The sequence below is a fragment of the Streptomyces sp. NPDC029122 genome (genome assembly GCF_055569445.1).
On the sequence record NZ_JBVHWK010000032.1, the window covers coordinates 56148 to 81586 of the forward strand.

Below are 25439 nucleotides of genomic sequence, written 5' to 3' on the forward strand. Positions count from 1 at the left end.
GGCCTGCGCACCGGAAGGGAGGGGACGCGTACTAGCCGTGCAGCTTGCGCAGGTAGTCGTACGTGCTGGGGAGGGTGTCGAGGAGGTGGTCCTGCTCCTGCTTGACCTTGCCGAACATGGCCTCGGCGCCGGCCACGGAATCGGGCTTGTGCGCGAGGATCGGCAGCGGGGCGTCCGGCTCCAGGCCGAGGCCCGCGAAGACGCAGTAGTAGCTGCCGTTGGTCCAGAAGTTACGGAACTCCGCCTCGAAGTTGCCGTAGTACGTGGACTCGTCCGCGATCGGCGAATTGATCGGCAGGCCGGCCTTGTAGGCGGAGATCTTCTCCTGGATGTTCTGGGGGAGCGTCAGCTCCTTGTTGGCCTGCCAGAACGGCGTGTCGTTGCGCGGCGCGTAGTAGAAGTGCGCCTGGATGAAGTCGCGGGTGTCGTCGAACATCACCTCGATCTCGCGGTTGAAGCTGTTCGCCAGTTCCGGGTTGAAGGTGCGGTCCGGGAAGTGCTTGGCGAGCTGGTAGATGGCCGCGGTGATGAAGTAGATGCCGGTCGATTCCAGCGGCTCCAGGAAGGCGGAGGAGAGGCCGATGCTCACCACGTTGTTCACCCAGGCGCGGCGGTTGCGGCCGACCCGGAACTTCACGTGGTTGAACTTCGTCGTCTCCGGGTCCAGGCCCCACAGGGCGCTGAATTCCCTGGTCGCCTCCTCCTGGGTGGCGAACTTGCTGGAATAGACGTAGCCGGAGCCGAAACGGCCCAGCATCGGGATCTTCCAGGTCCAGCCGGAGGACATCGCGATGGCGGAGGTGTACGGCTCGATGCCGTTCGCCTCGTCGTCGTGCGGCACCGCGGTGGCGACGGCGCTGTCACACAGCAGGTGGTCGCTCATGTCGATGAACGGCTCCTCCATGGCCTGGTTGATGAGCAGGCCGCGGAATCCGGAGCAGTCCACGAACAGGTCGGCGTCCAGCACCCGGCCGCCCTTGGTGTGCAGGGCCTTGATGAACCCGCGCTCGTCCTTCTCGGCGTGCGTCATCTCGTCCTGGACGTGGTTGACGCCCTGCTTCCCGGTGGCGAAGCGGCGCAGGAAGTCGGCGACCAGGGCGGCGTCGAAGTGCCAGGCGTAGCGGGTGGACGGGGTGCCGTCGAGCCACTTCGGGGACTTCTTCGCGTCCATCACCGGGGGCTCGCGGAAGCACGCGTAGTCGAACGGCTCCTCGGTCTGGCCCTCCAGCTTCCGCTTGGCCCAGTAGTGCGACATCGGGACGTTGTCGCTGTCGGGGAGGATGCCGAACGGGTGGTAGAAGTGGTCCGGGCCGCCGTTCTCCAGCTCGCGGGCGTCGGGCTGCCCCTGGCCGCCGGTACGCCAGTTCACGAACCGCACCGCCATCTTGAAGCTGGCGTTGCACTCCCGCATCCACTCCTCCTCGGCGATGCCGAGGTAGTCGAAGAGGACCTTGTGGAGGTTGGGGACGGTGGCCTCGCCGACACCGATCCGCGGAATCGCCGGCGCCTCCAGGACGGTGATGTCCACGGTGCCCTGGAGCGCCTTCCCGAGATAGGCGGCGGTCATCCAGCCGGCGGTACCGCCGCCCAGGATGACGACTTTCTGAATGCGCGAGTCGGTGCCGGTCATGTAGGGACTCTCTCTTCCGTCTGCATGGGGAGTTCCGTTGTGCGATGGGAAGAGATTCCGGCCGCCGACTATGCGCCGCCTATAACCGGCCGTATGGCATCGGTATAGCGGATTGGCCGAATCTCGGTCCCGTTGTATCCGCACCCCGCAACTCCCAGCAGAGGATGGCTGCATCAGATGCCGTACGACGAAGGGACGAAGGGAATCCTCTCAACTGTGGGAGGAACGCCGCTCATCGAACTGGAGCGTTTGCTGCCGGGCCTCGGCTCGCGGGTGTTCGCCAAGGTGGAGCGGTTCAATCCCGGAGGAAGTATCAAGGACCGCTCGGCACTCTCCATGGTGCTGGCGCGCATCAGGTCGGGGGAACTCGTCCCCGGCAAATCCACGGTGGTCGAGTCCAGTTCGGGCAATCTCGCGATCGGGCTCGCCCAGATCTGCGGCTATTTCGGCCTGCGCTTCATCTGCGTGGTGGACGCCCGCACGACCCGGCAGAACGTGGCGATCCTGCGCGCCTACGGAGCCGAGGTCGAGATCGTCGTCGACCCCGACCCGGCCACCGGCGAGCTGCTGCCCGCCCGGCTGCGACGCGTCGCCGACCTGGTCGCCGGGATCCCCGACGCCTACTGGCCCGACCAGTACTCCAACCCGCTCAACCCGATCGCCCACCAGACCACGATGCGCGAGATCGCCGAGGCCCTCGACGGCCGCGTCGACCAGCTCATCGTGGCCGCGGGTACCAGCGGAACCCTGGGCGGCTGCGCCGAGTACATCCGCCGGCACGGCATGAACACCACCGTCAACGCGGTCGACGCGATCGGCAGCGTGCTCTTCGCCCCGCCCGAACGCGTCACCCGGCTGATCCCGGGCCACGGCGCCTCGGTCGTGCCCCGGCTGCTGCGCCCCTCGGACGCGGACCGCGTCATCCACGTCGGCGACCTCGACTGCGTCGTGGGCTGCCGCCGGCTCGTCCGCCACGAGGCGGTCCTCGCCGGAGGCTCCTCGGGGGCCGTGGTCGCCGCCCTGGAGCGGATCGCCCCGGACATCATCCCGGGCTCCAACGTGGTGCTCGTCCTGCCCGACGGCGGCGACCGCTACCTGGAGACGATCTACGACGACGCCTGGGTGCACCGCCAGTTCGGCGAGGTCTCGCACCTGTGGAAGGACCCGCAGCCCGCGGTCACGCCCCACCTCGTGGATATAGGCCACCGATAGCGGCCGCTCCCACCATCGATCCATCGCCCCCCCTCGCACGATCCCCACCCAACGGAGGAATTCGGATGACCACCCAGATCCCCACCCTCGACGCCGAGCGCAAGGAGCAGATCAAGGAGATCGTCTGCGACATCCTCGAGCTCGACCTCGACGAGGTGACCGAGACCAGCCTCTTCAAGGAGGAGCACGACGCCGACTCCCTGCGCACCATCGAGATCCTCGCCTCCCTGGAGCGGGTCTTCGGCATCACGCTGGAGCAGGCCGAGCTCAGCCGCATGGTCAACCTCGTCGGCGTGTACGCCGTGATCGCGGAGGCCGAGGGCAAGTGACCACCGAGACGGCCGCGACGGGGCGGCGACCCGCCGCCCGGCACCGGGTGGTGATCACGGGTCTCGGTGTCGTGACGAGCATCGGCACGGGCGTGGACGCCTTCGCCGAGGGCCTGCGGGGCGGACGCAGCGGGGCGAAGCCCATCAGCGCGTTCGACACCGCCGGCTTCGCCCATTCCAACGCGTGCGAGATCACCGACTTCGAGCCGGAGGCCTGGCTGCGCGAGCTGCCGGCCGACGAGCTCGGCCGGGCCGCCCAGTTCGCGGTCGCCGGGGCCCGCATGGCGGTGGCCGACGGCGGGCTCACCGAGGCCGACGTCCGGGCCAGGCGCTCCCTGGTCTCCGTCGGCACCACCGACGGCGAGTCCCGCGACCTGGACCACCTCACCGCGCTCCAGGTCGCCCACGGAGAGGACACCCTCGACCCGGTGGCCGCCCGGCGCGTCTGGCCGGGCCGGCTCTCCGCCGGCATCGTCCGCGAACTGGGCCTGGAGGACGTCGAGACGGTCACCGTCCCGACCGCCTGCGCCGCAGGCAACTACGCCGTCGGCTACGGCTACGACGCCATCAGCTCCGGTGACGTGGAAATGGCCCTGTGCGGCGGGGCCGACGCCCTGTGCCGCAAGACCTTCACCGGCTTCTACCGGCTCGGCACCATCGCCCCGGACGTGTGCCGTCCCTTCGACGCCGACCGGCAGGGCATCCTCACCGGCGAGGGCGCGGGCATCCTGCTGATGGAGTCCCTGGAATCCGCCCTCGCCCGCGGCGCGCGGATCTACGCCGAAGTGCTCGGGTACGGGCTGTCGTGCGACGCCAGCCACCCGGTCGCCCCCGACCGGGACTCGATCGCCCGCTGCATCACCGCCGCGCACGCCAACGCCGGCATCACCCCCGCCGACGTGGACTTCATCTCCGCGCACGGCACGGGCACCAAGGCCAACGACGTCACCGAGGTCGGCGCGATCCGCCAGGTGTTCGGCGAGGACCTGCCCCGCACCGTCTCCATCAAGTCGATGATCGGCCACACCATGGGCGCCGCCAGCGCCCTGGCCTCGGCGGCCTGCGCCCTCGCCCTGCGCGAGGGGTTCATCCCGCCGACCATCAACCACCGCACCACCGACCCCGAGTGCGGGGTGGACTGCGTACCGAACGAGGCGGTCGAGGCCGACCTCAAGGTCGTGCAGAACAACGGACTCGCCTTCGGCGGCAACAACGCCGTGCTGGTCCTCGGCCACTGGGAAGACGAGAGGAGCGCCGTCGCATGAGCACGGCAGCGGAAACCCGCGAGCGGCAGCTCGTCATCTCGGGCTGGGCGGTCACCTCCCCGTACGGGCTGGGCCGGCGGGCCTTCGCCGGAGGACTCCTCGCGCGGACGGCGGCCACCGCCCCCGTCGACGCAGCGACGTGGCCCGTCCCGTACGAGCACGCGGGCCTGATCCCCGGCTTCGACATCAAGGAGGTGCTCGGACGCAAGGGCACCCGTTCCATGGACCGCGCCACCGGGATCGCCGTCGTCACCGTCGGGGAGCTCCTGGAGGACTTCGGGCGGGGCCTGGCCGCCGACCCGGAGAAGACCGGGCTGGTCCTCGGCACCTCCGGCAGCGTCCAGTCCATCATGGACTTCACCAAGGACGCCCTGACGGGGGACAAGCCCTACCTCGTCGACCCGGCCCGGTTCCCGAACACCGTGATGAACTGCCCGACCGGCCAGAGCGCCATCCGGCACACCCTCAAGGGCCCCAACGTCACCGTCTCCGGCGGCTCCGCCACGGGCCTGCTCGCCCTGAACTACGCCTCCCGGCTGCTGCGCGGCGGCCACGCCAACGCGCTGCTGGCCGGCGCGGCCGAGGAGTTCTCCGTCCAGCGGGCCCGGCTGGAGCGGGTCGCCGACCACGGCGGGGCCCAGCCCGATCCGCTCGGCGAGGGCGCCGCGCTGTTCCTGCTGGAGAGCGGGGCCGCCGCCCGCGACGGGGGCCGCCAGGTGCTCGCCACCGTGCTCGGCTCCCGCTTCCGGGCCTTCCCGGAGAGCGGGCGCGCCGGCTCCGCGCTGGCCCGCTGCGTGGCGGAGGTGCTCGCCGACGCGGGCGCCGCCCCCGAGGACGTCGCCCTGGTGGCGCCGGGCACCCCGCCCGGGCTGCTCGGCAAGCAGGAGGAATCGGCGCTCGAGGCCGTCGCGGGCGAGCGGATCGCCGTGCGCGAGCTCGTCGGCGACGCCACCGCGGCATCGGCCGCCTTCCAGCTGGCCGCCGTCCTCGCCCACGCCGGCGCCGAACCCGCCCTGGTCGACCGGCTCGCCCTGGTCACCGCCATCGACCGGGACGGCACCGTCGGAGCCACCCTGCTGCGGCTCGGCTGAACCCGCCGGGGGGCGCACCCCGAAGCCCCCGGCCCCCCCGCACGCACACGCACACGCACCCGCGTCCCGAAGAGAAAGGCATCTATCCATGTCCGAGACACCGAGGCCGGTAGCCCTCGTCACCGGCGGCTCCCGCGGCATCGGCCGGGCCGTGGTGGAGATCCTGGCGCGGGACGGCCACGACGTGGCGTTCTGCTACCAGTCCAACGAAGAGGCCGCCCGGCTCGCCGCGAAGTCCGCCGAGGCGCTGGGGGCGCGGGTGCTGGCCCGCCGGGTGGACGTCACGGACCGCGACCAGGTCCGGGCCTTCACCGCGGAGGCGGAGGCGGAGCTCGGCCCGGTGGAGGTGCTGGTCACCGCCGCCGGCATCGTCCGCGACGGCCACCTGGCGATGATGAAGGACGAGGACTGGGACGCGGTGGTCCGCACCAACCTCGACGGCACCTTCAACTTCGCCAAGGCGCTGGCCTTCCCGATGATGAAGCGCAGGCGCGGCACCATCATCACCCTGTCCTCGGTCGCCGCCGCCGGCAACGCCACCCAGAGCAACTACTCGGCCACCAAGGCCGGGATCATCGGCTTCACCAAGGCCCTGGCCAAGGAATCCGGCCGCAGCGGCCTGCGGGCCAACGCCGTGGCCCCCGGCTTCATCTCCACCGACATGGTCGGCGGCCTGTCCGAGAAGCACGCGAAGGAGATGACGGCCCGCATCCCGCTGGGCCGCTTCGGGGAGCCGCACGAGGTCGCCGAGCTGGTGTCCTTCCTCGCCTCCGACCGCGCCTCCTACATCACCGGACAGGTCTTCCACATCGACGGCGGTCTGGTCGTCTGACCCGCCCGACCACCGGGACCAGCCTGATTCACAGAGGAGTTCGACATGGCCGGCCGTGCCGCCAAACCGCCCCGGTTCTACTTCAACCTGCGCAGCCCCTACAACTTCTTCGCCCTGCACGACATCGAGCGCCGGCACCCCGGGCTCCTCGACCGGGTCGAATGGCGCCCCTTCTGGGAGCCGGACGAGACCAGCGCCCGGCTGCTGGACGAGGCGGGCGGGCAGTTCCCGTACACGCCGATGAGCCGGACCAAGCAGTTCTACATCCTGCGCGACGTACGCCGGCTCGCCGCCGACCGGGGCCTGCCGCTGACCTGGCCGGCCGACCGCACCCCCTGGTGGGAGCCGGCGCACCTGACCTGGTTCCTCGCCGACGACGCGGGCCTGGGCCGGGAGTGGGTGGCACGCGCCGGGCGGGCCCGCTGGCTGGAGGGCCGCGACATCTGCGACCCGGGGACCGTCGTCGAACTGGCCGCGGAGATCGGCCTGGACGCGGCCGCCGTGGCCGCAGCCCCCGACGACGCCGGGCTGCGCGCCCGCGGGGCGGCCGCGCTGATGGACGTGCACCGCGACGGGGTCTTCGGAGTCCCGTACCTCATCCACGGCGGCGAGCCGTACTGGGGCCTGGACCGGGTGGACGCCTTCGCCGCCTCCTTCACGGAGGCCGCCGCCGGGACGCCCGCCGCCCCGGCCGCCCCCGCCGAGAAGGAGCTCGCGGCCGTCGGAGCCGGCCGCACCACGGACATGAGCCACGCGGGAGGCTGCGGATGAGCGCCACCACCGTGGAGGCACTGCCGCTGACCGCGATCCAGCAGTCCATGTGGACGGCCTACCGGGTCTCGCCCGAGGCCTCCGCCTACAACATCGTCATGCCGCTGCGGCTGCGCGGCCGCGTCGACCCCGCCGCCATGGACGCCGCCGTCACCGCCGTCGGCGCCCGCCAGGAACTGCTGCGCTCGGTCTTCACCGAAAGCGCCGCCGGGGTGCGCCGCACCGTCAGCGAACGGCCCCTGGTCCGCATGGAGTTCCAGGACCTCGACGGAGCCGACGAGGCCGCGCTGCACCGCGCCGCCGAGGAGGCCGGATCCCGCCCCTTCCGGCTGGAGTCCGGAGCCTTCCGGGTGGTGCTGCTGCGCCGCTCCGACGAGGACTGGGCCCTGGTCACCTCCGCCCACCACATCGTCAGCGACTTCACCTCCCGCTGGCTGCTGGTCCGCGACGTCCTCGACGCCTACGCGGGCCTCGCCGCCGGAACCGAGCCCGCCTGGCGGCCCGTCCCCGGCTCGTACGCCGGCCACGCGGCCGAGGAGCTGCGCTACACCGCCTCCGAGGCGGGACGGCGGGCCGCCGCGCTGTGGCACGAGTCGGTGGCCGGCGCCGCCGCCGCCGAACTGCCCCTGGACCGGCCCCGGCCCGCCCTGCGCTCGTACCGGGGCGGAACCGTCGTACGCGAACTCCCCAAGGACACCGCGGACGCCCTGCCCGGCGCGGCCTCGGCCGCCGGGGTCACGCCCTTCGCGTACCTGCTCTCCGTCTTCCAGGCGCTCACCCACCGCTGGACCGGCCAGGACGCCTTCGTCCTCGGCGTCCCGGCCACCAGCCGGATGGGCCGCGCCATGCGCGACGTCATCGGCTGCTTCCTCAACACCATGCCGGTCCGCGCCGACTTCGACGAGCGCTCCACCTTCCGCAGCGCGGCCGCCCAGGCCGGCGAACGCGTCATGCGCGGCATGGTCAACGTGCGCTACCCCTGCGCCCTGGCCTTCCCCCGCGCCACGGTCTTCCGCACCGCGCTGTTCCTGGTCCAGATGGACCGCATGGAGCCGCCGGTCCCCAACGTGCCGCCCGGCGCGAGCGAGGGACCGTCCGTCCCGTACGCGGGCCTGGACATCGCCCTGATCGACGTCCCGCAGCAGGAGGGCCAGCTGGACCTGCTGCTGCGCATCGAGCAGACCCCCGACGGGATCACGGCCGTCTTCTCGTACGACACGGACGTGCTGGACCGCGAGACGGTCGCGCGTTTCGCCGACGGCTACGAGCGGATGCTCGCGGCCGCCGTCAAGGAGCCGGACACCCCCGTCGCCGACGTGGAACTGGCCGGCGCGAGCGAACTGGAGGCCCTGCTGGCCCTGGGCACCGCCGCCGGCGGCGACCTCGACGGCTTCGGCGGCTTCGACGAGTTCGAGTCCTTCGAGAACGCCTGGGGGCAGCGGTGAGCCCGAAGACCGCCGTCATCGGCGCCGGACTGGGCGGGCTGACCGCCGCCGCCGCGCTCCACGCCCGCGGCCTGGACGTCACCGTCTACGAGCGCGGCGACACCCTGCGCGAGCAGGGCGTCGGCATGCACCTGGGCCCCAACGGCACCCGGCTGCTGGAGCGCCTGGGACTCGGCCCGCGCCTGGCCGAGCTGGCCGTCCGCCCCGAGGCCCTGGAGGTCCGGGCCTTCCACAACGGCGCCCAGGTGGCCGTACAGGAGATGGGAGAGGCCTGGGAGCGGCGGTTCCGCGCCCCCTACCTCACCGTCCACCGCGGCGACCTGCACCGGATGCTGGCCGGCCTGGTGCCGGCGGAACGGGTGCGCACCGGCAAGGAACTGGTCCGGTACGAGGAGCGCCCCGACGGGGTGCTGCTGGAGTTCGCGGACGGCACCACCGGCCGGGCCGACGTACTGGTGGGAGCCGACGGGGTGCACTCGACGGTGCGCCGCACGGTCGCCGGCGGCGACGCCCCCGTGTACTCGGGCAACAGCGCCCTGCGCGGACTGGTCGACGCCTCGGACGTGCCCGCGCTCGACCCCGCCCGGATGTACATGTTCGCCGGCCCCGGGGCGCGGGTGCTGTGCTACCCGGTTTCCGGAGGACGGCAGTTCACCTACGTGGTGGTGGCGCCGGCACCCGAGGGCGACGCCGAGTCCTGGACCAGCGCCGGCGACCGGACCGACCTGGACGCCGTACTGGCCGGCTGGGCACCGCAGGTCCGCGAACTGGCCGCCGCGGCGGGCGAGGTGCGCCGCTGGGCCCTGTACGACCGGGCGCCGCTGGAGCGCTGGAGCACCGCCCGCACCACCCTGCTCGGCGACGCCGCCCACCCGATGCTCCCGCACCACGGCCAGGGCGCCAACCAGGCCGTCGAGGACGCCGTCGCCCTCGCCGTCTGCCTCGCGGAGGCGGACGCGGACGCGGAGGGCGTCAGCGCCGCCCTGGAGCGCTACGAAGCGGCCCGCCGCCCCCACACCACCCGGGTGCAGCTCGGCTCCCGCGAGGGCGGGAAGCCGCAGGGCAAGCCGGACGGAGACGTCAGGGGCGCGGCCGCCGACGTGAGCTGGATCCTCGACCACGACGTGGAGGTCGCCCTGCGCACCCCGGTGGGCAGCCGGGCGGCCTGAACCCGCCCTCCCCGCCCCGCGGGCCCCCGACGCCATCCGGCGCCGGGGGCCCGTCCGCGTTCCGGCACGTATATGCGCTCGATAGGGCATCGATAGCGCCCTCTTCAAGGATGGCCGCATCTGATCACGCGAAGGGAACAGCGATGAGCGAACAGCAGAACGCCCCCCGGCACGACGGGCAGTCCGACACCCGCTACCGCGTCGTCCTCAACGACGAGGAGCAGTACTCGATCTGGTGGGCCGGGCGCGAACTCCCCGCCGGATGGAAGGCCGAGGGCACCGAGGGCACCCGCGAGGAATGCCTCGCCCGGATCAACGAGGTGTGGACCGACCTGCGCCCCGCCGGCCTGCGCCGCCGGATGTCCGCCGCCTCCGCGGTCTGACCGCACCAGGTCCGGGCCCGCCCGGTCCGCCAAGGCCTCGGGCACGGCCGACGCCACCCGATCCCGATGAAGGAGAGAACGTGAACGACCGTACGCAGTCGGGATCCGCCCCCGGCCGTCTGCTGCTGCCCGCCCTGTTCAGGGCCCAGGCCGCCCGCACCCCCGAGGCCCCCGCCGTCCTCGGCGCCGACGGAGCCGCTCTCGGCTACGCCGGCCTGGACCGGCTCGCCGGCCGCTACGCCGCGGCCCTGCGCGCCGGGGGAGTGGCCCCCGGCGACTTCGTCGGCGTGTGCCTGCCGCGCGGCCCCGAGCTGATCGCCGCGCTGCTCGGCGTCTGGTTCGCCGGGGCCGCGTACGTCCCGCTCGACCCGCACTACCCCGAGGCCAGGCTCGCCCTGGTGCTGGAGGACGCCGGCGCGGCCGTCGTCCTCGCCGGACACGGCACCGCCGCCCGGCTGCCCGCAGGCACCACCGTCCTGGACGTCGCCGACGCGCCGGAGTCCGTACCGGCCGAGGAGGCCGCCGCCTTCCCGCTCGCCCCCGACGCCGCCGGGCCCGCGTACATCCTGCACACCTCCGGCTCCACCGGCCGCCCCAAGGGCGTCGTGGTCCCGCACGGCGGCATCGCCAACCGGGTGCGCTGGCTGGCCCACCGCCACAAGCTGGGCGCCGCCGACCGCTTCCTGCTCAAGACCACCATCGGCTTCGACGCCGCCGGCCTGGAACTCTTCTCCCCGCTGATCAGCGGGGGAGCCGTGGCCGTCGCCCCCCAGGACGCCGAACGCGACCCCGCCGCCCTGCTGCGCGCCGTCGCCGAGCACGGGGTCACCGTCCTCCAGGGCGTGCCCTCCGTGTACCGGCGCCTGGCCGAGCAGTCCGGCTGGGAGGACGCCGGCGCCCTGCGGCTGATCTTCAGCGCGGGGGAGCCGCTGCACGCCGAACTCTGCCGGGCGCTCGCCGAGCTGGCGCCGCGCGCCGAGATCTGGAACACGTACGGCCCCACCGAGGCCTCCGTGGACGTCACCGAGCACCGCTGGGACCCCGCCCAGCAGACCGGCGCCGTCCCCATCGGCCGGCCCATCGCCCACATGCGGGCCCTCGTCCTGGACCCGGCCGGCCGGCCCGTCCCCGTCGGCGTCCCCGGCGAACTGCACGCCGGCGGCGTCGGCCTCGCCCTCGGCTACCTGGGCCGCCCCGACCAGACCGCCGAGCGCTTCGTGCCCGACCCGTACGGCCCGCCCGGCGAACGGCTCTACCGCACCGGCGACCGCGTCCGCTGGCTGGCCGACGGCACCCTGGAGTACCTGGGCCGCCTCGACCACCAGGTCAAGGTCAACGGCGTCCGCATCGAGACCGGCGAGGTCGAGGCCGCCCTCGCCGCCCACCCCTGGGTACGCGCCGCCGTCGCCGCCGCCGTCCCCGACGGCTCCGGCGGGCACCGGCTCGTCGCCTGGGTCCAGTCCCGGGGCGAGCGGCTGCGCCCCGAGGAACTGCGCACCTTCCTGCGCCGCTCCCTGCCCGACCCGCTGGTCCCGTCCGTCTACGTGCCCGTCGCCGAGTTCCCGCTCACCGCCAACGGCAAGATCGACCGCTCCGCGCTGCCGGAGCCCGCCTCAGCGGCCGCCTCCGCCGCCGAGGGCGCGCACGTCCCCGTGCGCACCCCCGCCGAACGGGTCGTCGCCGAGCAGTGGTCCGCGCTCCTCGGGATCCCCGCCGCGCAGATCGGCGCCACCAACGACTTCTTCCAGCTCGGCGGCGCCTCCCTGCTCCTCAGCAGGCTCGCCGAGGCCCTGTCGGCCGCCGCCGGCACCCGGGTCCCGCTGCGCGCCCTGTTCACCGCCACCACCGTGGAGGCACAGGCCGCCCTGCTCGCCGACGCCCCGGCCCTGACCGCCGCCGGGCCCGACACCGACGAGACCGTCCGGCCCGTGCCGCGCCCCGACGGGGGCCTGCCCCTGTCGCCCGGCCAGCAGGGCCTGTGGCTGATGGACCGGATGCGGCCCGGCAGCGCCGAGTGGAACGCGCCCGTCTTCATCACCCTGCCGCCCGCCTACGCCGACGACACCGTCACCGCCGCCCTGACCGCACTCGCCGAACGCCACGAGATCCTGCGCACCCGCTACGTCCTGCGCGGCGCCGAGCCCGTCCAGATCGCCGACGCCGACGCCCGCGTCGAGCTGCGCACCACCCGCGCCGAGACCGCCGAGGCCCGGGCCGCCCTGATCGAGGACGAGTTCGCCCGCCCCTTCGACCTGGAGAACGGCCCCGTCTGGCGCGCGCTCGTCCTGCGCGGCGCGGACTCCCTGCACCTGGTGCTGTCCCTCCACCACATCGCCTGCGACGGCTGGTCCTCCGTCGTCCTCGAACGGGACCTGCTGGCCCTCGCCGAGGCCGCGCACCACGGCACCGCCGCCGTCCTCCCCCCGCTGCCCGTGCAGTACGCCGACCACGCCGCCCACCAGCGGCGCCGGCTGGCCGGGTCCGCCGCCGACGGGGAGCTCGCCCACTGGAAGCGGGCCCTGGACGGCATCCTGCCCGTCGACCTGCCCGCCGACCGGCCCCGGCCCGCCGTCCGCGACGGCCTCGGCGCCGCCCACGTGTTCACCGTCCCCGCCGAGCTGGCCGAACGGGCCGCCGCCCTCGGACGCTGCCACGGCGCCACCCTCCAGCAGACCCTGCTGACCGTGTTCGGGACCCTGGTGGCCCGGCTCACCGGGCAGTGGGACGTGCCGGTGGGGGTGCCCGTCGCCGGACGCGAACGGCCCGAGGTCGCCGACGTCGTCGGCTTCTTCCTCAACACCCTGGTGATGCGCTGCGACGCCCCCGCCGACGCCACCTTCACCGAGGCGCTGGTCCGGGTGCGCGACACCGCCCGCGCCGCCTTCGCCCACCAGGACCTGCCCTTCGACCGGCTCGTCGCCGAGCTGGACGAGGCCCGCGACCCCGGCCGCACCCCGCTCTACCAGGTCATGTTCGACCTGCACGAGGAGGGCCGCACCGGCACCGCCACCGCCGAGGACGACCTCGCCGCCTTCCGCGGCGCCTGGCGCTCCGCCCGGACCGACCTCACCTTCGTCGTGCAGCGGCAGGCCGACGGCTCCCTGCTCGGCATGGTCGAGTACGCCACCTCCCTCTTCGACGCCGCCACCGTCGAACGGTTCGCGGCCGGATGGGTCCGGCTCCTGGAGTCCGTCACCGCCGACCCCGGGATCCGCCTCGGCCGGGCCGCCCTGCTCCCGGCCGCCCTGCGCGCGGAGATCCTGGCGCTCGGCCCCGGCGCCCCCGAGCCCGGCGCGGACCGGGCCGGCGAGGACGCCGTGCACACCGCGATCGCGGCCGTCGCCCGCCGCTCCCCGGAGGGGACCGCCGTCGTCTGCGGCGGCGAGAGCTGGAGCTACGCCCGGCTGGAGCGCCGCGCCGAGGCCTTCGGGCAGCGGCTGCGGGAACTGGGCGCCGGCCCCGAGAGCACCGTCGCCGTCATGCTCGGCCGCACCCCCGACCTGATCGCCGCCTACCTCGGCATCTGGAAGGCCGGCGCCGCCTACGTACCGCTCGACCCGGCGGCCCCCGACGAGCGCCTCGGCTACGTCCTGCGGGACGCCGGCGCCACCCTGCTGGTCTCCGACCTGGCCGGCGCCACCCGGCTGCGCGGCCACTACGACGGGCCCTGGCTGGCGGTGGACACCGACGAACGCCTCGCCGCCCTGGGCTCCGCCGGGCCCGGCGCCGGCTCCGCCGGCCCGGCCGGCGACCCCGCGTCCGCTGCCGCCGGCCCCGGCACGTGGACGCGTACCGAGGGCCCGGGCGAGCACCTGACCGAGGGCATGCTGTCCTGGCCCGCCACCCCGCCGGAGCCCCCGGCCGACCCCGCCCGGCTGGCATACGTCATGTACACCTCCGGCTCCACCGGCCGGCCCAAGGGCGTCGCCGTCGAGCACCGCACCCTGCTGGCCATGCTCCGCGCCTCGCAGGCCCACCTGGACTTCGGCCAGGGCCCCGACGACGCCTGGCTCGCCCTGGCCCAGCCCACCTTCGACATCTCCTGCACCGAACTGCTGATGCCGCTCGTCGCCGGCGGCCGGGTGGTCCTGGCCCGGGAACGCGACCTCGCCGACCACGCCGCGCAGCTGCGGCTCATGGAGGAGCACGGCGTCAGCCACCTCCAGGTCGCCCCGCCGCACTGGCAGATGCTCATCGACGCGGGGCTCGGCCGGCGCCCGCTCGTCGGCCAGACCGGCGGCGAGCCCTGCCCGCCCGCCCTGGCCCGGGAGCTGTCCCGACGCCTGCTGCGGTTCGTCAACGAGTACGGGCTCACCGAAACCACCATCGCCGCCACCCGCTGGGACGCCCACGACACCGCCACCGCCGTCCCCGTCGGCCGCGCCTACCCGCACGTCACCGCCCGCGTCCTCGACGAGTACCTGGAGCCCGTCCCGTACGGCACCACCGGCGAACTCTGCGTCGGCGGAGCCGGACTGGCCCGCGGCTACCACGGCCGGCCCGGCCTGACCGCCGCCGCCTTCGTCCCCGACCCGTACGGAGCCCCCGGCGCCCGCCTCTACCGCACCGGCGACCGGGCCCGGATGGCGGCCGACGGCACCATCGAGTTCGCCGGCCGCTCCGACGGCCAGGCCAAGATCCGCGGCCGCCGCGTGGAGACCGGAGAGGTGCAGGGCGTCCTCGCCGAGCACCCCGGCGTCTCCCAGTGCGCCGTCGTCGTGCACGGCACCGGCTCCACCGCCGCGCTCGTCGGCTACTGGGTCCCCCGGGGCGCCAACCCGCCCGCCGACTCCGCACTCCTCGACCACTGCGCCCGCCGCCTGCCGGACTACATGGTTCCCGCGCTGCTGGTGCCCGTACCGAGGATCCCGCTCACCCGGCACAACAAGGTCGACACCGCGGCCCTGCCCGCCCCCGACCTCGCCGCCGCCCTCTCCGACGAGCCGTACACCGCGCCCGAAGGCCCGGTCGAGGAGATCGTCGCCGAGATCTGGGCCGAGGTCCTCGCCGGGGATGACGGCACCACCCGCCGGATCGGCGCCCGCCAGGGCTTCTTCCGGATCGGCGGGAACTCCGTCCTCGCCGCCCGCGTCATCGCCCGCCTCCACGAGGAGTTCGACGTCGAGATGCCGCTGCGCGCCGTCTTCGAGCACCCGACCGTCGCCGGTCTGGCCGCCGCCGTCGAGGAAGCCGTACGCCTCGAGATCGAGACGCTCAACCACGCCGAACTCGCCATCGCCCACAGGGAGTACCAGCCGTGACCGCACCCACCGCACCCACGCAGGACGAGCTGCGCGCGGAGCTGCTGCGCAGGCGGCTCGCCGGCCGCGCGGGCCGCGCCGCGGGCGTCCCGGCCCGCACCGGGATCCCGCGCGCCGACCGCGACGCGCCGCTGGCGCTCTCCGCCGGCCAGCGCCAGCTGTGGTTCCTGCACCAGCTCGACCCGGACAGCCCCGAGTACCTCTTGCCGCTCGCCCACCGGCTGCGCGGCACCCTCGACCAGAGCGCCCTGCGCCGCTCCTTCGACGCCCTGGCCGCCCGCCACGAGATCCTGCGCACCCGCTACCTCCTCGACGGCGGCGAGCCGCGCCAGGTCATCGACCCCGCCGGCCCCGTCGACTACGCCGTCACCGAGCTGACCGGGGTGCCGGAGGCCGGCCGCGACGCCGCCGCGGCCGCCTTCGCCCGGGACCGCGCCACCGAGGTGTTCGACCTGGCCGCCCAGGCCCCGCTGCGGGTCCGGCTGCTGCGCCTGGCCGCCGACGACCACGTCCTGGTCGTCGTCATGCACCACATCGCCTGCGACGCGCTGACCCGGCCGCTGCTCCTCGCCGACCTGGCCGCCTGCTACCGGGCCGCGGGCACCGTCACCGGCCCGCTGGACGGCGTCCTGCCCGAACCGCCCGTCCAGTACGCCGACTACGCCGCCTGGATGAACGCCCGCCAGAGCGGCCCCGCCGCCGAGGCCGCCCTCGACTGGTGGCGCGGACGGCTCGCCGGCACCGAACCGCTGGGCCTGCCCACCGACCGGCCCCGCCCCTCGGTGCGCGGCTGGGCCGGCGCCGTCGCCGCGTTCGAGGTGCCCGCCGCCACCGCCGCCCGGCTGCGCAACCTCGCCGAACAGGAGGGCGCCACCCTCTTCATGGTCCTGCTCAGCGCCTACCAGGCACTGCTCGGCCGCTACACCGGCAAGCAGGACGTCAGCGTCGGCACCGCCGTCTCCGGCCGCACCCGCCCCGAACTCCAGCAGATGGCCGGCTACGCCTACAACAGCCTGGTACTGCGCGGACGCTGGCAGGGCGACCCCGCCTTCCGCGAGCTGCTCGCCGGCAACCGCACCGCCGTCCTGGACGCCTTCGACCACCAGGACACCCCCTTCGACCGGATCGCCGACCTGCTGGAGCCCGAACGCGACCTGTCCACCACCCCGCTCTTCCAGGTGATGTTCGACCTGGCCTCCGGCCAGGGCTCCGACAGCCCCGAGCTGCCCGGCCTCACGGTCAGCCCCGTCGCCGCCAGCGGCCGGATCGCCCGCTTCGACCTCACCATGCACCTCGCCGAGCGCCCCGACGGCTCCCTGCACGGAGCCCTGGAGTACGCCACCGACCTGTTCGAGGCCGCCACCGCCGAGCGGATCACCGGGCACTACGCCGCGTTCCTCGACGCCGTCGCCGAGCACCCCGGCGCCCCCCTGTCCACCCTGGAGTTCATCGGCGACGCCGAGCGCGCCCTGCTGCTCGACGGCCCGTCCGAGCCGGTCGGCGCCCCCGTCGACGCCGCCGGTCTGCGGCCCGTGTTCGAGACCATCGCCGCGCAGATCGCCCGCACCCCCGGCGCGGTCGCCGTCCGGCACGCCTCCGGCGAGCTCACGTACGCCGAACTCGAAGCCCGAGCCGACCGGTTCGCGCGCCGGCTGGTCCAGCTCGGCGTACGCCCCGACGACACCGTCGGCGTCCTCCTGGACCGCGGCCCCGACCTCGTCGCCGCGCTCCTCGGCGTCTGGCGGGCCGCCGCCGCGTACGTGCCGATCGACCCCGGCTACCCGGACGAGCGCATCGCCTTCATGCTCGGCGACACCGGCACCCGTCTCGTCGTCACCCAGGCCCGGCACGCGGACCGGTTCGACGGCCGGGACCTGGTGATCGTCGACGACCCTGCCGAGCGAACCGCGCTCGCCACCGCCGACGCCGAACTGCCCGCCGCGTACGACATCGACCAGCTGGCCTACGTCATCTACACCTCCGGCTCCACCGGCAGGCCCAAGGGCGTCCTCATCGGCCACCGCGGCCTGGCCAACTACCTCACCTGGACAGCCGGCGCCTACGCCTCGGCCGGCACCGGCGGCGCGCCCCTGTTCTCCTCCGTCGCCTTCGACCTCGGCGTCCCCGACCTGTACGCCCCCCTGATGACAGGGCAGAGCGTGCACCTGCTGCCCCAGGACTTCGACACCGCCGACCTGGGCGCACTGCTCGCGGACGGGGGACCGTACGCCTTCATCAAGCTCACCCCCGGCCACCTCGACCTGCTCTCCCAGCAGCTGGACGCCGCGCAGGTCCGCGACCTGGCCGGACTGGTCATCGCCGCCGGAGACTCCTTCACCCACCGTCTCGCCGAGCGCTGGGCCGCCGCCGCCGGACCCGGCGGCACCCGCCTCGCCGCCGAGTACGGCCCCACCGAGATCACCGTCGGCAACTCCGCCCACTTCCTCGCCGCCGACGGCGCCCCCCACGGCCCCGTCACCACCGAGCTCGTCTCCATCGGCCGGGCCATCCCGAACACCACCATGTACGTCCTCGACGAGCGGTTGCGCCCGCTGCCCGTCGGCGTCCCCGGCGAGGTGTGGATCGGCGGCACCGGCCTGGCCCGCGGCTACGCCGGCCGTCCCGACCTGACCGCCGAGCGCTTCCTGCCCGACCCGTACGGAGCGCCCGGCGCCCGCATCTACCGCACCGGCGACCTCGCCCGGGTCCTGCCCGACGGCAGCCTCGACTTCATCGCCCGCATCGACCACCAGGTCAAACTGCGCGGCTACCGCATCGAACTCGGCGAGATCGAAACCGCCCTCACCGCCCAGGAGGCCATCGGGGAGGCCGTCGCCCTCGTCCGCGAGGACACCCCCGGCGACAAGCAGCTCGTCGCCTACGTCGTCCCCGCCGCCGGCGCCGACGAGGCCGCGCTCGCCCCCGCCGCCCTCAAGGAGGCGCTGGCCGAGGCCCTGCCCGCCTACATGATCCCCTCCGCCTACCTGCGCCTGGACGCCCTCCCGCTGACCGCCAACGGCAAGCTCGACCGGCGCGCCCTGCCCGCCCCCGGCCGCGAGGCCACCGCCGTCGGCGAGCACGTCGAGGCCCGCGACGCCGCCGAGGCCTCCATCGCCGCGGTCTGGGCCCAGGTGCTCGGCCTGGAGAAGGTCGGCGTCCACGACAACTACTTCGACCTCGGCGGCGACTCCATACGCGCCGTCTCCCTCGTCGGCGCCCTGCGCGAGGCCGGCTGGGAGACCAGCGTCCGCGACGTCTTCGAGCACCGCACCGTCGCCAGGCTGCGCGCCGCCCTCGGCGACCAGGCGGGCGACGGCTCCGCCGAGCGCGCGGACGGGCCCGTCGCCCCCTTCGCCCTGATCTCCGAAGAGGACCGGCGCACCCTGCCCGCCGGCGTCACCGACGCCTACCCGGTCTCCCGGATCCAGGCGGGCATGCTCGTCGAGATGCACGGCCGCAGCGGCGAGAACCGCTACCACAACATCACCTCCTTCCGGATCCGCGACGCCCTGCCCTTCGACCCCGAGGTCTTCCAGCGCGCCGCAGACCTGATCGTCGAACGCCACGAGGTGATGCGGACCTCCTTCGCCATGACGGGCTACAGCGAGCCCCTCCAGCTGGTCCACGACGCCGCCGCGGTATCGATGCCCTGTCTCTTCGAGGACCTGCGCCACCTGCCGCGCCCGGAAAGCGAGTCCACCCTGTGGTCCTTCGCCGACCGTGACCGCGAGGAGCTGTTCGACCTCACCGCCGCCCCCCTCATGCGGATGGCCGTGCACCTCGTCGACGACGAGAGCTGGTGGCTCTCCATCACCGAATGCCACCCCGTCATCGAGGGCTGGAGCTACCACTCCCAGCTGATGGAGATGCTCCGCGCCTACCACGCGATGCGCGCCGGGGGCGAGCCCGAACCGGCACCGCCCGTACCGGCCGTGCGCTACGCCGACTTCATCGCCGGCGAGCTGCGGTCCCTGGCCAGTGCCGAGGACCGCGACTACTGGCGCGAACTCGTCGACGGGCACGAGAAGTTCACCCTCCCCACCGGCTGGGCCGGCGACCCGCACGGCGTCGACGAGCGCTACCGCGTCGACATCGGGCTGGCCGAGGTCGAGCCGGGCCTGCGCGCCCTCGCCTCGGCCGCGCAGGTCCCGTACAAGAGCGTGCTGCACGCCGCGCACAGCAAGGTCCTGTCGATGCTGACCCGCGCCGGGTCCTTCCGCGGCGGCATGGTCGCCGACGCCCGCCCCGAGGAGGCGGGCGCCGAACGGGTCTCCGGCATGTACCTCAACTCCGTGCCCTTCCCGTACCGCAGGGGCGCCGCGACCTGGGGCGAGCTGGCCCAGGAGGTGTTCGCCCGCGAGGTGTCGCTGTGGCCGCACCGCCGTTACCCGATGCCCGCCATGCGCGTGGCCGGCGGCGAGAGCCACCTGATCGACGTGCTCTTCCACTACCTCGACTTCCACCAGGTCGACGTGGAGCTCATCGACATCATGGCCAGCCGCGACGACAGCCCCAACGAGTTCCCCCTCGTCGTCGGCACCCCGGTACGCGGTCACCTGTCGATCGCCTCCCGCACGCGGACCCTCGCCAAGGCCAACGCCGAGCGGCTCGCGGGGCTCTACAAGGCCGTCCTCACCGAGATGGCCCGCACCGGAGCCGACGGCGACGCCACCGGAGGCTTCCCCAGCGCCTACGAGAAGGCCCGCCTCGCCGCGCCGCCGCTGCCCCACCCCGAGACCCCGGCCGGCGTCCTCGCCGGCTTCGAGGCGCAGGCGGCCCGTACCCCGTGGGCCACCGCCCTCACCGGCGCCGGCACCCCCGGCACCTCGTACGCGGAGCTCGACGAGCGGGCCAACCGGATCGCCCGCAGGCTGCGCGCCCTCGGCGCCGGCCCCGAGACCCGGGTCGCCGTCCTGCTGGACCGCGGGCCCGAGCTGGTGGCCGCGCTGCTCGGCGTGTGGAAGGCCGGCGCCGCCCAGTTGCCGGTCGACCCCTGCACCCCGGACGCCCGGATCGCCGGGCTCGGCTTCGAACTGGCCCTCACGCGGGCCGCGTACACCGCGCGCTTCGCCGGGATCCTCCCCGAGGGGCGGGTACTGGCCGCCGAGGAGGTCTCCGACGAGGGCGACGGCGGCCCGCTGGGCCTGGACCTGGACCCGGACCGGCTCGCCTACGTGCTGCACACCTCCGGCTCCACCGGCATCCCCAAGGGCGTCGAGGTCACGCACCGCGCCCTCGCCCACTACCTCGACTGGGCCGTACGGGCCTACGCGGAGGCGGGCACCGGCGGCGCCCCCTGGTTCACCTCGGTCGGCTTCGACCTGGGCCTGCCCGCCCTGTACGCGCCGCTGATGACCGGGCAGCCGGTCCACCTGCTGCCGCAGGACTGGCAGCCGGGGGAGTTCGGGCGGCTGCTGCTCGCCGGGGCGCCGTACTCCTTCGTCGGCCTGACCCCGGGCCACCTCCAGCTCCTGGAGGGCCAGTTGGGCGACGCCGAGCTCGGCGGGCTCGCCGGGATCGCCGTCTGCGCCGGCGACGCCTACCCGACCGCGCAGGCCGAGCGGGTCCACTCCCGGATCGCCGCGGCCGGCGGGCGGATGCTCCTCGGCGCCGAGTACGGCCCCACCGAGGCCACCGTCGCCGCGACCTTCGGGTACGTGCGCCCCGTCAAACACCTCAAGGGCGGCGCCCGCACCCTCGTCCCGCTGGGCTCCAACCTGCCCGGCGTGCTGCTGCGGATCCTCGACGAGCGGCTGCGGCCGGTGCCCGACGGGATCACCGGCGAGGTCTGGCTCGGCGGCGAGGGGCTGGCCCGGGGGTACGCCGGACAGCCCGCCCTCACCGCCGAATCGTTCCTGCCGGACCCGTACGGACTCCCCGGCACCCGGCTCTACCGCACGGGCGACCTGGCCCGCATCCTGCCCGGCGGGGTGCTGGAGTTCACCGGCCGCGCCGACGAGCAGGTCAAGATCCGCGGCCACCGCGTCGAACCGGGCGAGGCCGAAGCGGCACTGACCGCGGACCCCGCCGTCCGCGAGGCACTCGTCGTCCCCGTGGACGCCGCCGACGGCGGCAAGCGGCTCGCCGCCTGGGTGGTCCCCGCGGACGGGGCCTCCGTGGAGGTCCCCGCCCTGCGCGACCGGCTGCGCTCCGTCCTGCCCGCCGCGGTCATCCCGGCCACCGTCACCGTCGTCGCACGGCTGCCGCTGACCGCGAACGGCAAGCGCGACAAGGCCGCCCTGGCCTCCCGCCGGGCCACCGCGACCCCCCTGCCCCACACCGCCCCCCGCACCGACCTGGAGAAGGTGCTCGCCGAGGTCTGGTGCGAGGTCCTCGGCCTCGAACAGGTCGGCGTGCACGACGACTTCCGTGACCTCGGCGGCGACTCGCTGCTGGTGGCACCGCTGCTCGTCACCGCCCGCCGGCACGGACTGGCCCTCGACCTGGCCACCGCGCTCCGCAACCACACGGTCTCCCAGACCGCCGCCGCGCTCGAAGCCGCCGCCCGCCAGGACGGCGCCGACCACCCCCGGAAGGGCTGATCCGATGGACCGCCACACCACCGACCGGCAGGGCCGACGCCCCGCCCGCCACCTGATCTCCATCGACGACCTCACCGACCGGGACCTGCGCCGGATCGTCTCCCGGGGCGCCGAGTTCTCGGCCGGCACCGCCACCGGTTCCGACGCCCTCGAAGGGCTCGTCGCCGGCGTCTACTTCGCCAAGACCTCCACCCGCACCCGCACCGCCTTCTCCTCCGGGGCACTGCGCGTGGGCGCCCGCATCGTCGCCTACGGCCCCGGCGACCTCCAGCTGAACACCGGGGAGTCCGTCGAGGACACCGGCCGCGTCCTCTCCGGGATGCTCGACGTCCTCGTCGCCCGCACCGCGGGCCCCGAGGCCGAGCTGCGCGGCTGGGCCTCCCAGGACCGGATGGCCGTCATCAACGCGATGAGCGCCGAGGAACACCCCACGCAGGCCCTCACCGACCTCACCACCCTGCTGCGCCACTTCGGCCGGATCGAGGGTCTGCGCGTCCTGTACGTCGGCGAGGGCAACAACACCGCCGCCGCCCTGGCCCTGGCCCTCACCCGCTTCCCGGGCGTCCACTTCGAGCTGCGCACCCCGCCCGGCTACGGGCTGCCGTCCTCCCTCACGCGGCGGGCCCTGGCCCAGGCCGGGCGCACGGGCGCGGTGCTCGTGGAGCGGCACGACATGGACGCGCTGCCCGAGGGCTTCGACGTCGTCTACACGACGCGCTGGCAGACCACGGGCACCGAGAAGCCGGACGCGAACTGGCGGGAGATCTTCGCCCCGTTCCAGGTCACCACCCGCCTGTGGGACGGCAGTCCGCGGGCCGTCTTCATGCACGACCTGCCCGCCCACCGGGGCGAGGAGGTCACCGCGGAGGTGCTGGACGGGCCGATGAGCATCGCCTTCGCCCAGGCCGCCAACAAGATGCACAGCGCGATGGCGGTGCTGGAGTACACCCACTCCGGCCCGGAACCGGGCGCCGACGAGCTCGCCGGGCCGCGTCCCGCACTGGCCGTACGGTGACGCCGCCGCCGAAGACGGCGACGGACCCGGCGGTCCTCCCGTGGCACCTGGCCGACGACGCCGGGACCGCCCCCGGCGCCGCGACGGAGACCGGACCCGCGGCCGAGGCCGCCGAAGCCGGACCCGCGGCCGAGGTCGCCGAGGCCGACGCCGCCGCCGAGGGCGCGCAAGGGGCACCGAAGGACGTACCGCTGCGCCGCAACCGGGACTTCACCCTCCTCTGGGGCGGCGCCGGACTCTCGCTCCTCGCCGGCCGGGCCACCGCGGTCGCCTACCCGCTCACCGTGCTGTGGCTCACCGGCTCGCCCGGCGACGCCGGCCTGGTCGGCACCGCCCTCCTCCTCCCGCAGCTCCTCGTCCAGCTCCCCGGCGGCGCCCTCGTCGACCGGTGGGACCGGCGCCGGATCATGCTCGGCGCCGGCCTCGGCCAGGCCCTGGTCGCCGGAGCGGTGGCGGCGCTGCTGCTCACCGGGCACGTCTGGCTGTGGGCGCTGCTCGCCGCCGCCTTCGTGGAAGGCACCCTCGGCGTCCTGCACCAGCTCGCAGAGCGGGCCGCGGTCCCGGCCGTCGTCCCCGCCGCACAGCTGCCCGCCGCCCTCACCGGGAACGAGGCACGGACCCGCGGCGCGGCCATCGCCGGCCAGCCCCTCGGCAGCGGCCTGGTCGCCCTCGGCGCCTCCCTCCCCTACGTGGCGGCACTCGTGGGCCAGCTCGCCTCGCTGGCCCTGCTGTTCGGGGTCCGGGGCAAGCTCCAGAGCGAGCGCACCGGACCGCGCCCCGACCTGGTCGCGGACGTCAAGGAGGGCCTCCTCTGGATGTGGCGCCAGCCCTTCCTGCGCGCCGTCATGGCCGCCGTGGCCGTCTCGAACCTGCTCTTCCAGGGCCTCAACCTGGCGGTCATGACCGGGATCCAGGAGAACCACGGCTCACAGTTCCAGATCGGTCTGGTCCTCTCCCTGAGCGGCGCCGGCGGTCTCGTCGGAGCCATCAGCGGCGGCTGGTGGGCCACCCGGTTCTCCCTGCGGACCCTGGTCCTCGGCGGACTGGCCGTCTGGACCGCCCTCATGGTGCCCGTCGCGTTCCTGCGCGACCCGTTCGCCCTGGGCGCCCTGTTCGCGGCCAGCGGCTACGTCGGCGGCGTCTTCAACGTCGCCGGCGGGGTCTTCATGGTCCGCGTCGCCCCCGACCGGATGCGGGGGAGGGCGAACTCCCTCGCCATGCTGGTGGGCGGCGGAGCCATGGCCGCCGGACCCGTCGCCGCCGGCTTCGCCCTCGAGGCGTACGGGCCCACCCCCACGGTCCTCGGACTCAGCGCCGCCATGGGCCTGACCGCACTCACCGCGCTGCTCTCGCCCGCCCTGCGCCGCAACCCGCTCGACGCGTAGCACCACCCGCCCGCACCCCGTCCCGCACCCGCGCAGACCCCCGCCCCGGGGGTCTGCGCGGGCTGCGTTCCCGGGGCCCGCGCGGACGTACGGGACGTATAGAGCGGCCATAGCGGGCCACGGAAAAGTACAGGTCATCGCAGTCCCCCGAATGCCCGTCCGCATCCGCGCCAGACCCTGAAGGAGCACGCCCATGCCGCTCAACTCCATGGACCGGAGGAGCGTCCTGCGGACCGCCCTCGGCGTTGCCGGGGCCGCCGCCACCGTCGGAATCGTCGGTGCGACGCCGGCCGCCGCCCACGGCCGCCGGCGCCCGGAGCTGCCCAAGGTCGAGGGCCTCGTCGGCGACCGCTGGGCGAGCGAGTTCTGGTACGACTACGACGAGATGTCGTACTACAACCCCTCCGCGGAGATGAAGGCCGCGGTCGGGGCGATCACCGCCCCCTTCGGCGGGTTCACCAAGTCGTACGACGCCTGGGTCGCCACCCGCCAGGGCGGCCGCTACCCGCGCAGCTGGATGGAGATCATCCAGCCGAACCGCGCCCACTTCGAGCTCCTCTCCCGCGAGCAGCGGAAGGTCTACGACAAGTGGTACGGCCGTGACCCGAAGGGCCTCGTCTTCGCCTTCCAGGAGTTCGGCCAGGGCACGCTCTTCGACCCGCGCCGTCCCGCCGGCAACAAGGTCCACATGATGAACTACACGCCGCCCACCCCCACCCAGGCCTACCACCGCTGGCACGCCTACCTGCAGTCCTTCCAGCTGCTGAACATCGACCGCCGCTTCTGGGCGCACATCAACCGCCTCACCGGCATGGCCTGGGAGCTCCAGTCGATCGGCAAGCCGGTCAACGACGCCAACGACAACAAGCACCTGCCCAAGCACGTGGTCAACAAGGTCACCGCCAAGTGGCTGTGCCGCTCCGACACCAAGGTCACCTCGGCCTTCGACGTCTGGCCCTACCCGGCCGACATGGGCAAGTGACCGCACGCCGGGGCCCGTCCGCCGGACGGGCCCCGGACCCCCCCCCCCCCGTAAGAAGCAGGGGGAAGGGGACACCCCGTGGACCACGACCGGACCCGCCCCCCGAATCGGAGGTTGGGCTGTTGGG

At 74.3% G+C, this 25439-nt stretch carries 15 protein-coding genes; 14 read left to right on the top strand and 1 reads right to left on the bottom strand.

The features are described 5' to 3' along the window. Window positions 1–31 precede the first annotated feature (31 nt). On the bottom strand, window positions 32–1630 hold the full coding sequence (locus tag ACZ4WZ_RS29040) for a tryptophan halogenase family protein (RefSeq protein WP_467894898.1): 1599 nt from the start codon (window positions 1628–1630) through the stop codon (window positions 32–34). Between the two features lie 177 nt (window positions 1631–1807). On the opposite strand from ACZ4WZ_RS29040, the gene sbnA reads away from it, so the two are divergent. From sbnA to ACZ4WZ_RS29110, 14 genes are all read left to right on the top strand, one after another. Beyond that, window positions 1808–2842, top strand: coding sequence for a 2,3-diaminopropionate biosynthesis protein SbnA (sbnA, locus tag ACZ4WZ_RS29045; RefSeq protein WP_467894900.1), 1035 nt, complete (start codon window positions 1808–1810; stop codon window positions 2840–2842). A gap of 65 nt (window positions 2843–2907) precedes the next feature. After that, window positions 2908–3171, top strand: coding sequence for an acyl carrier protein (locus ACZ4WZ_RS29050; RefSeq protein ID WP_467894902.1), 264 nt, complete (start codon window positions 2908–2910; stop codon window positions 3169–3171). After that, entirely contained in the window at window positions 3168–4436 is a 1269-nt protein-coding gene (locus ACZ4WZ_RS29055) for a beta-ketoacyl-[acyl-carrier-protein] synthase family protein (protein ID WP_467894904.1), read from the top strand. Before ACZ4WZ_RS29050 ends, ACZ4WZ_RS29055 begins: the two co-directional genes overlap by 4 nt. Beyond that, window positions 4433–5527, top strand: coding sequence for a beta-ketoacyl synthase N-terminal-like domain-containing protein (locus tag ACZ4WZ_RS29060; protein WP_467894907.1), 1095 nt, complete (start codon window positions 4433–4435; stop codon window positions 5525–5527). Before ACZ4WZ_RS29055 ends, ACZ4WZ_RS29060 begins: the two co-directional genes overlap by 4 nt. 88 nt (window positions 5528–5615) lie before the next feature. After that, entirely contained in the window at window positions 5616–6359 is a 744-nt protein-coding gene (gene fabG / locus ACZ4WZ_RS29065) for a 3-oxoacyl-[acyl-carrier-protein] reductase (protein WP_467894909.1), read from the top strand. Between the two features lie 45 nt (window positions 6360–6404). Further along, complete coding sequence (locus tag ACZ4WZ_RS29070) at window positions 6405–7130, top strand: DsbA family protein (RefSeq protein ID WP_467894911.1); 726 nt, start codon at window positions 6405–6407, stop codon at window positions 7128–7130. Continuing rightward, on the top strand, window positions 7127–8575 hold the full coding sequence (locus tag ACZ4WZ_RS29075; RefSeq protein WP_467894914.1) for a condensation domain-containing protein: 1449 nt from the start codon (window positions 7127–7129) through the stop codon (window positions 8573–8575). The genes ACZ4WZ_RS29070 and ACZ4WZ_RS29075 overlap by 4 nt, the downstream gene beginning before the upstream one ends. Beyond that, the gene (locus tag ACZ4WZ_RS29080; RefSeq protein ID WP_467894918.1) at window positions 8572–9744 is read left to right on the top strand and encodes an FAD-dependent monooxygenase; all 1173 of its coding nucleotides are present in this window, start codon (window positions 8572–8574) and stop codon (window positions 9742–9744) included. The genes ACZ4WZ_RS29075 and ACZ4WZ_RS29080 overlap by 4 nt, the downstream gene beginning before the upstream one ends. 143 nt (window positions 9745–9887) lie before the next feature. Beyond that, a complete protein-coding gene (locus tag ACZ4WZ_RS29085) occupies window positions 9888–10127 on the top strand; it encodes an MbtH family protein (RefSeq protein WP_467894920.1) in 240 nt (79 codons plus the stop codon). Between the two features lie 80 nt (window positions 10128–10207). After that, entirely contained in the window at window positions 10208–15388 is a 5181-nt protein-coding gene (locus ACZ4WZ_RS29090; protein ID WP_467894923.1) for an amino acid adenylation domain-containing protein, read from the top strand. Next, window positions 15385–21930, top strand: a complete 6546-nt coding sequence (locus tag ACZ4WZ_RS29095) for an amino acid adenylation domain-containing protein (protein ID WP_467894925.1) — start codon at window positions 15385–15387, stop codon at window positions 21928–21930. The genes ACZ4WZ_RS29090 and ACZ4WZ_RS29095 overlap by 4 nt, the downstream gene beginning before the upstream one ends. 4 nt (window positions 21931–21934) lie before the next feature. Continuing rightward, window positions 21935–22945 carry an ornithine carbamoyltransferase gene (locus tag ACZ4WZ_RS29100; RefSeq protein ID WP_467894928.1) on the top strand — a complete coding sequence of 337 codons (1011 nt, stop codon included), beginning with the start codon at window positions 21935–21937 and terminating at the stop codon, window positions 22943–22945. Continuing rightward, window positions 22942–24330: an MFS transporter gene (locus tag ACZ4WZ_RS29105; RefSeq protein WP_467894931.1), complete on the top strand. Its 1389-nt coding sequence runs from the start codon at window positions 22942–22944 to the stop codon at window positions 24328–24330. The genes ACZ4WZ_RS29100 and ACZ4WZ_RS29105 overlap by 4 nt, the downstream gene beginning before the upstream one ends. Window positions 24331–24523: 193 nt before the next feature. Continuing rightward, window positions 24524–25312, top strand: a complete 789-nt coding sequence (locus ACZ4WZ_RS29110; protein ID WP_467894934.1) for a Tat pathway signal sequence domain protein — start codon at window positions 24524–24526, stop codon at window positions 25310–25312. The last annotated feature ends 127 nt before the right edge of the window (window positions 25313–25439 follow it).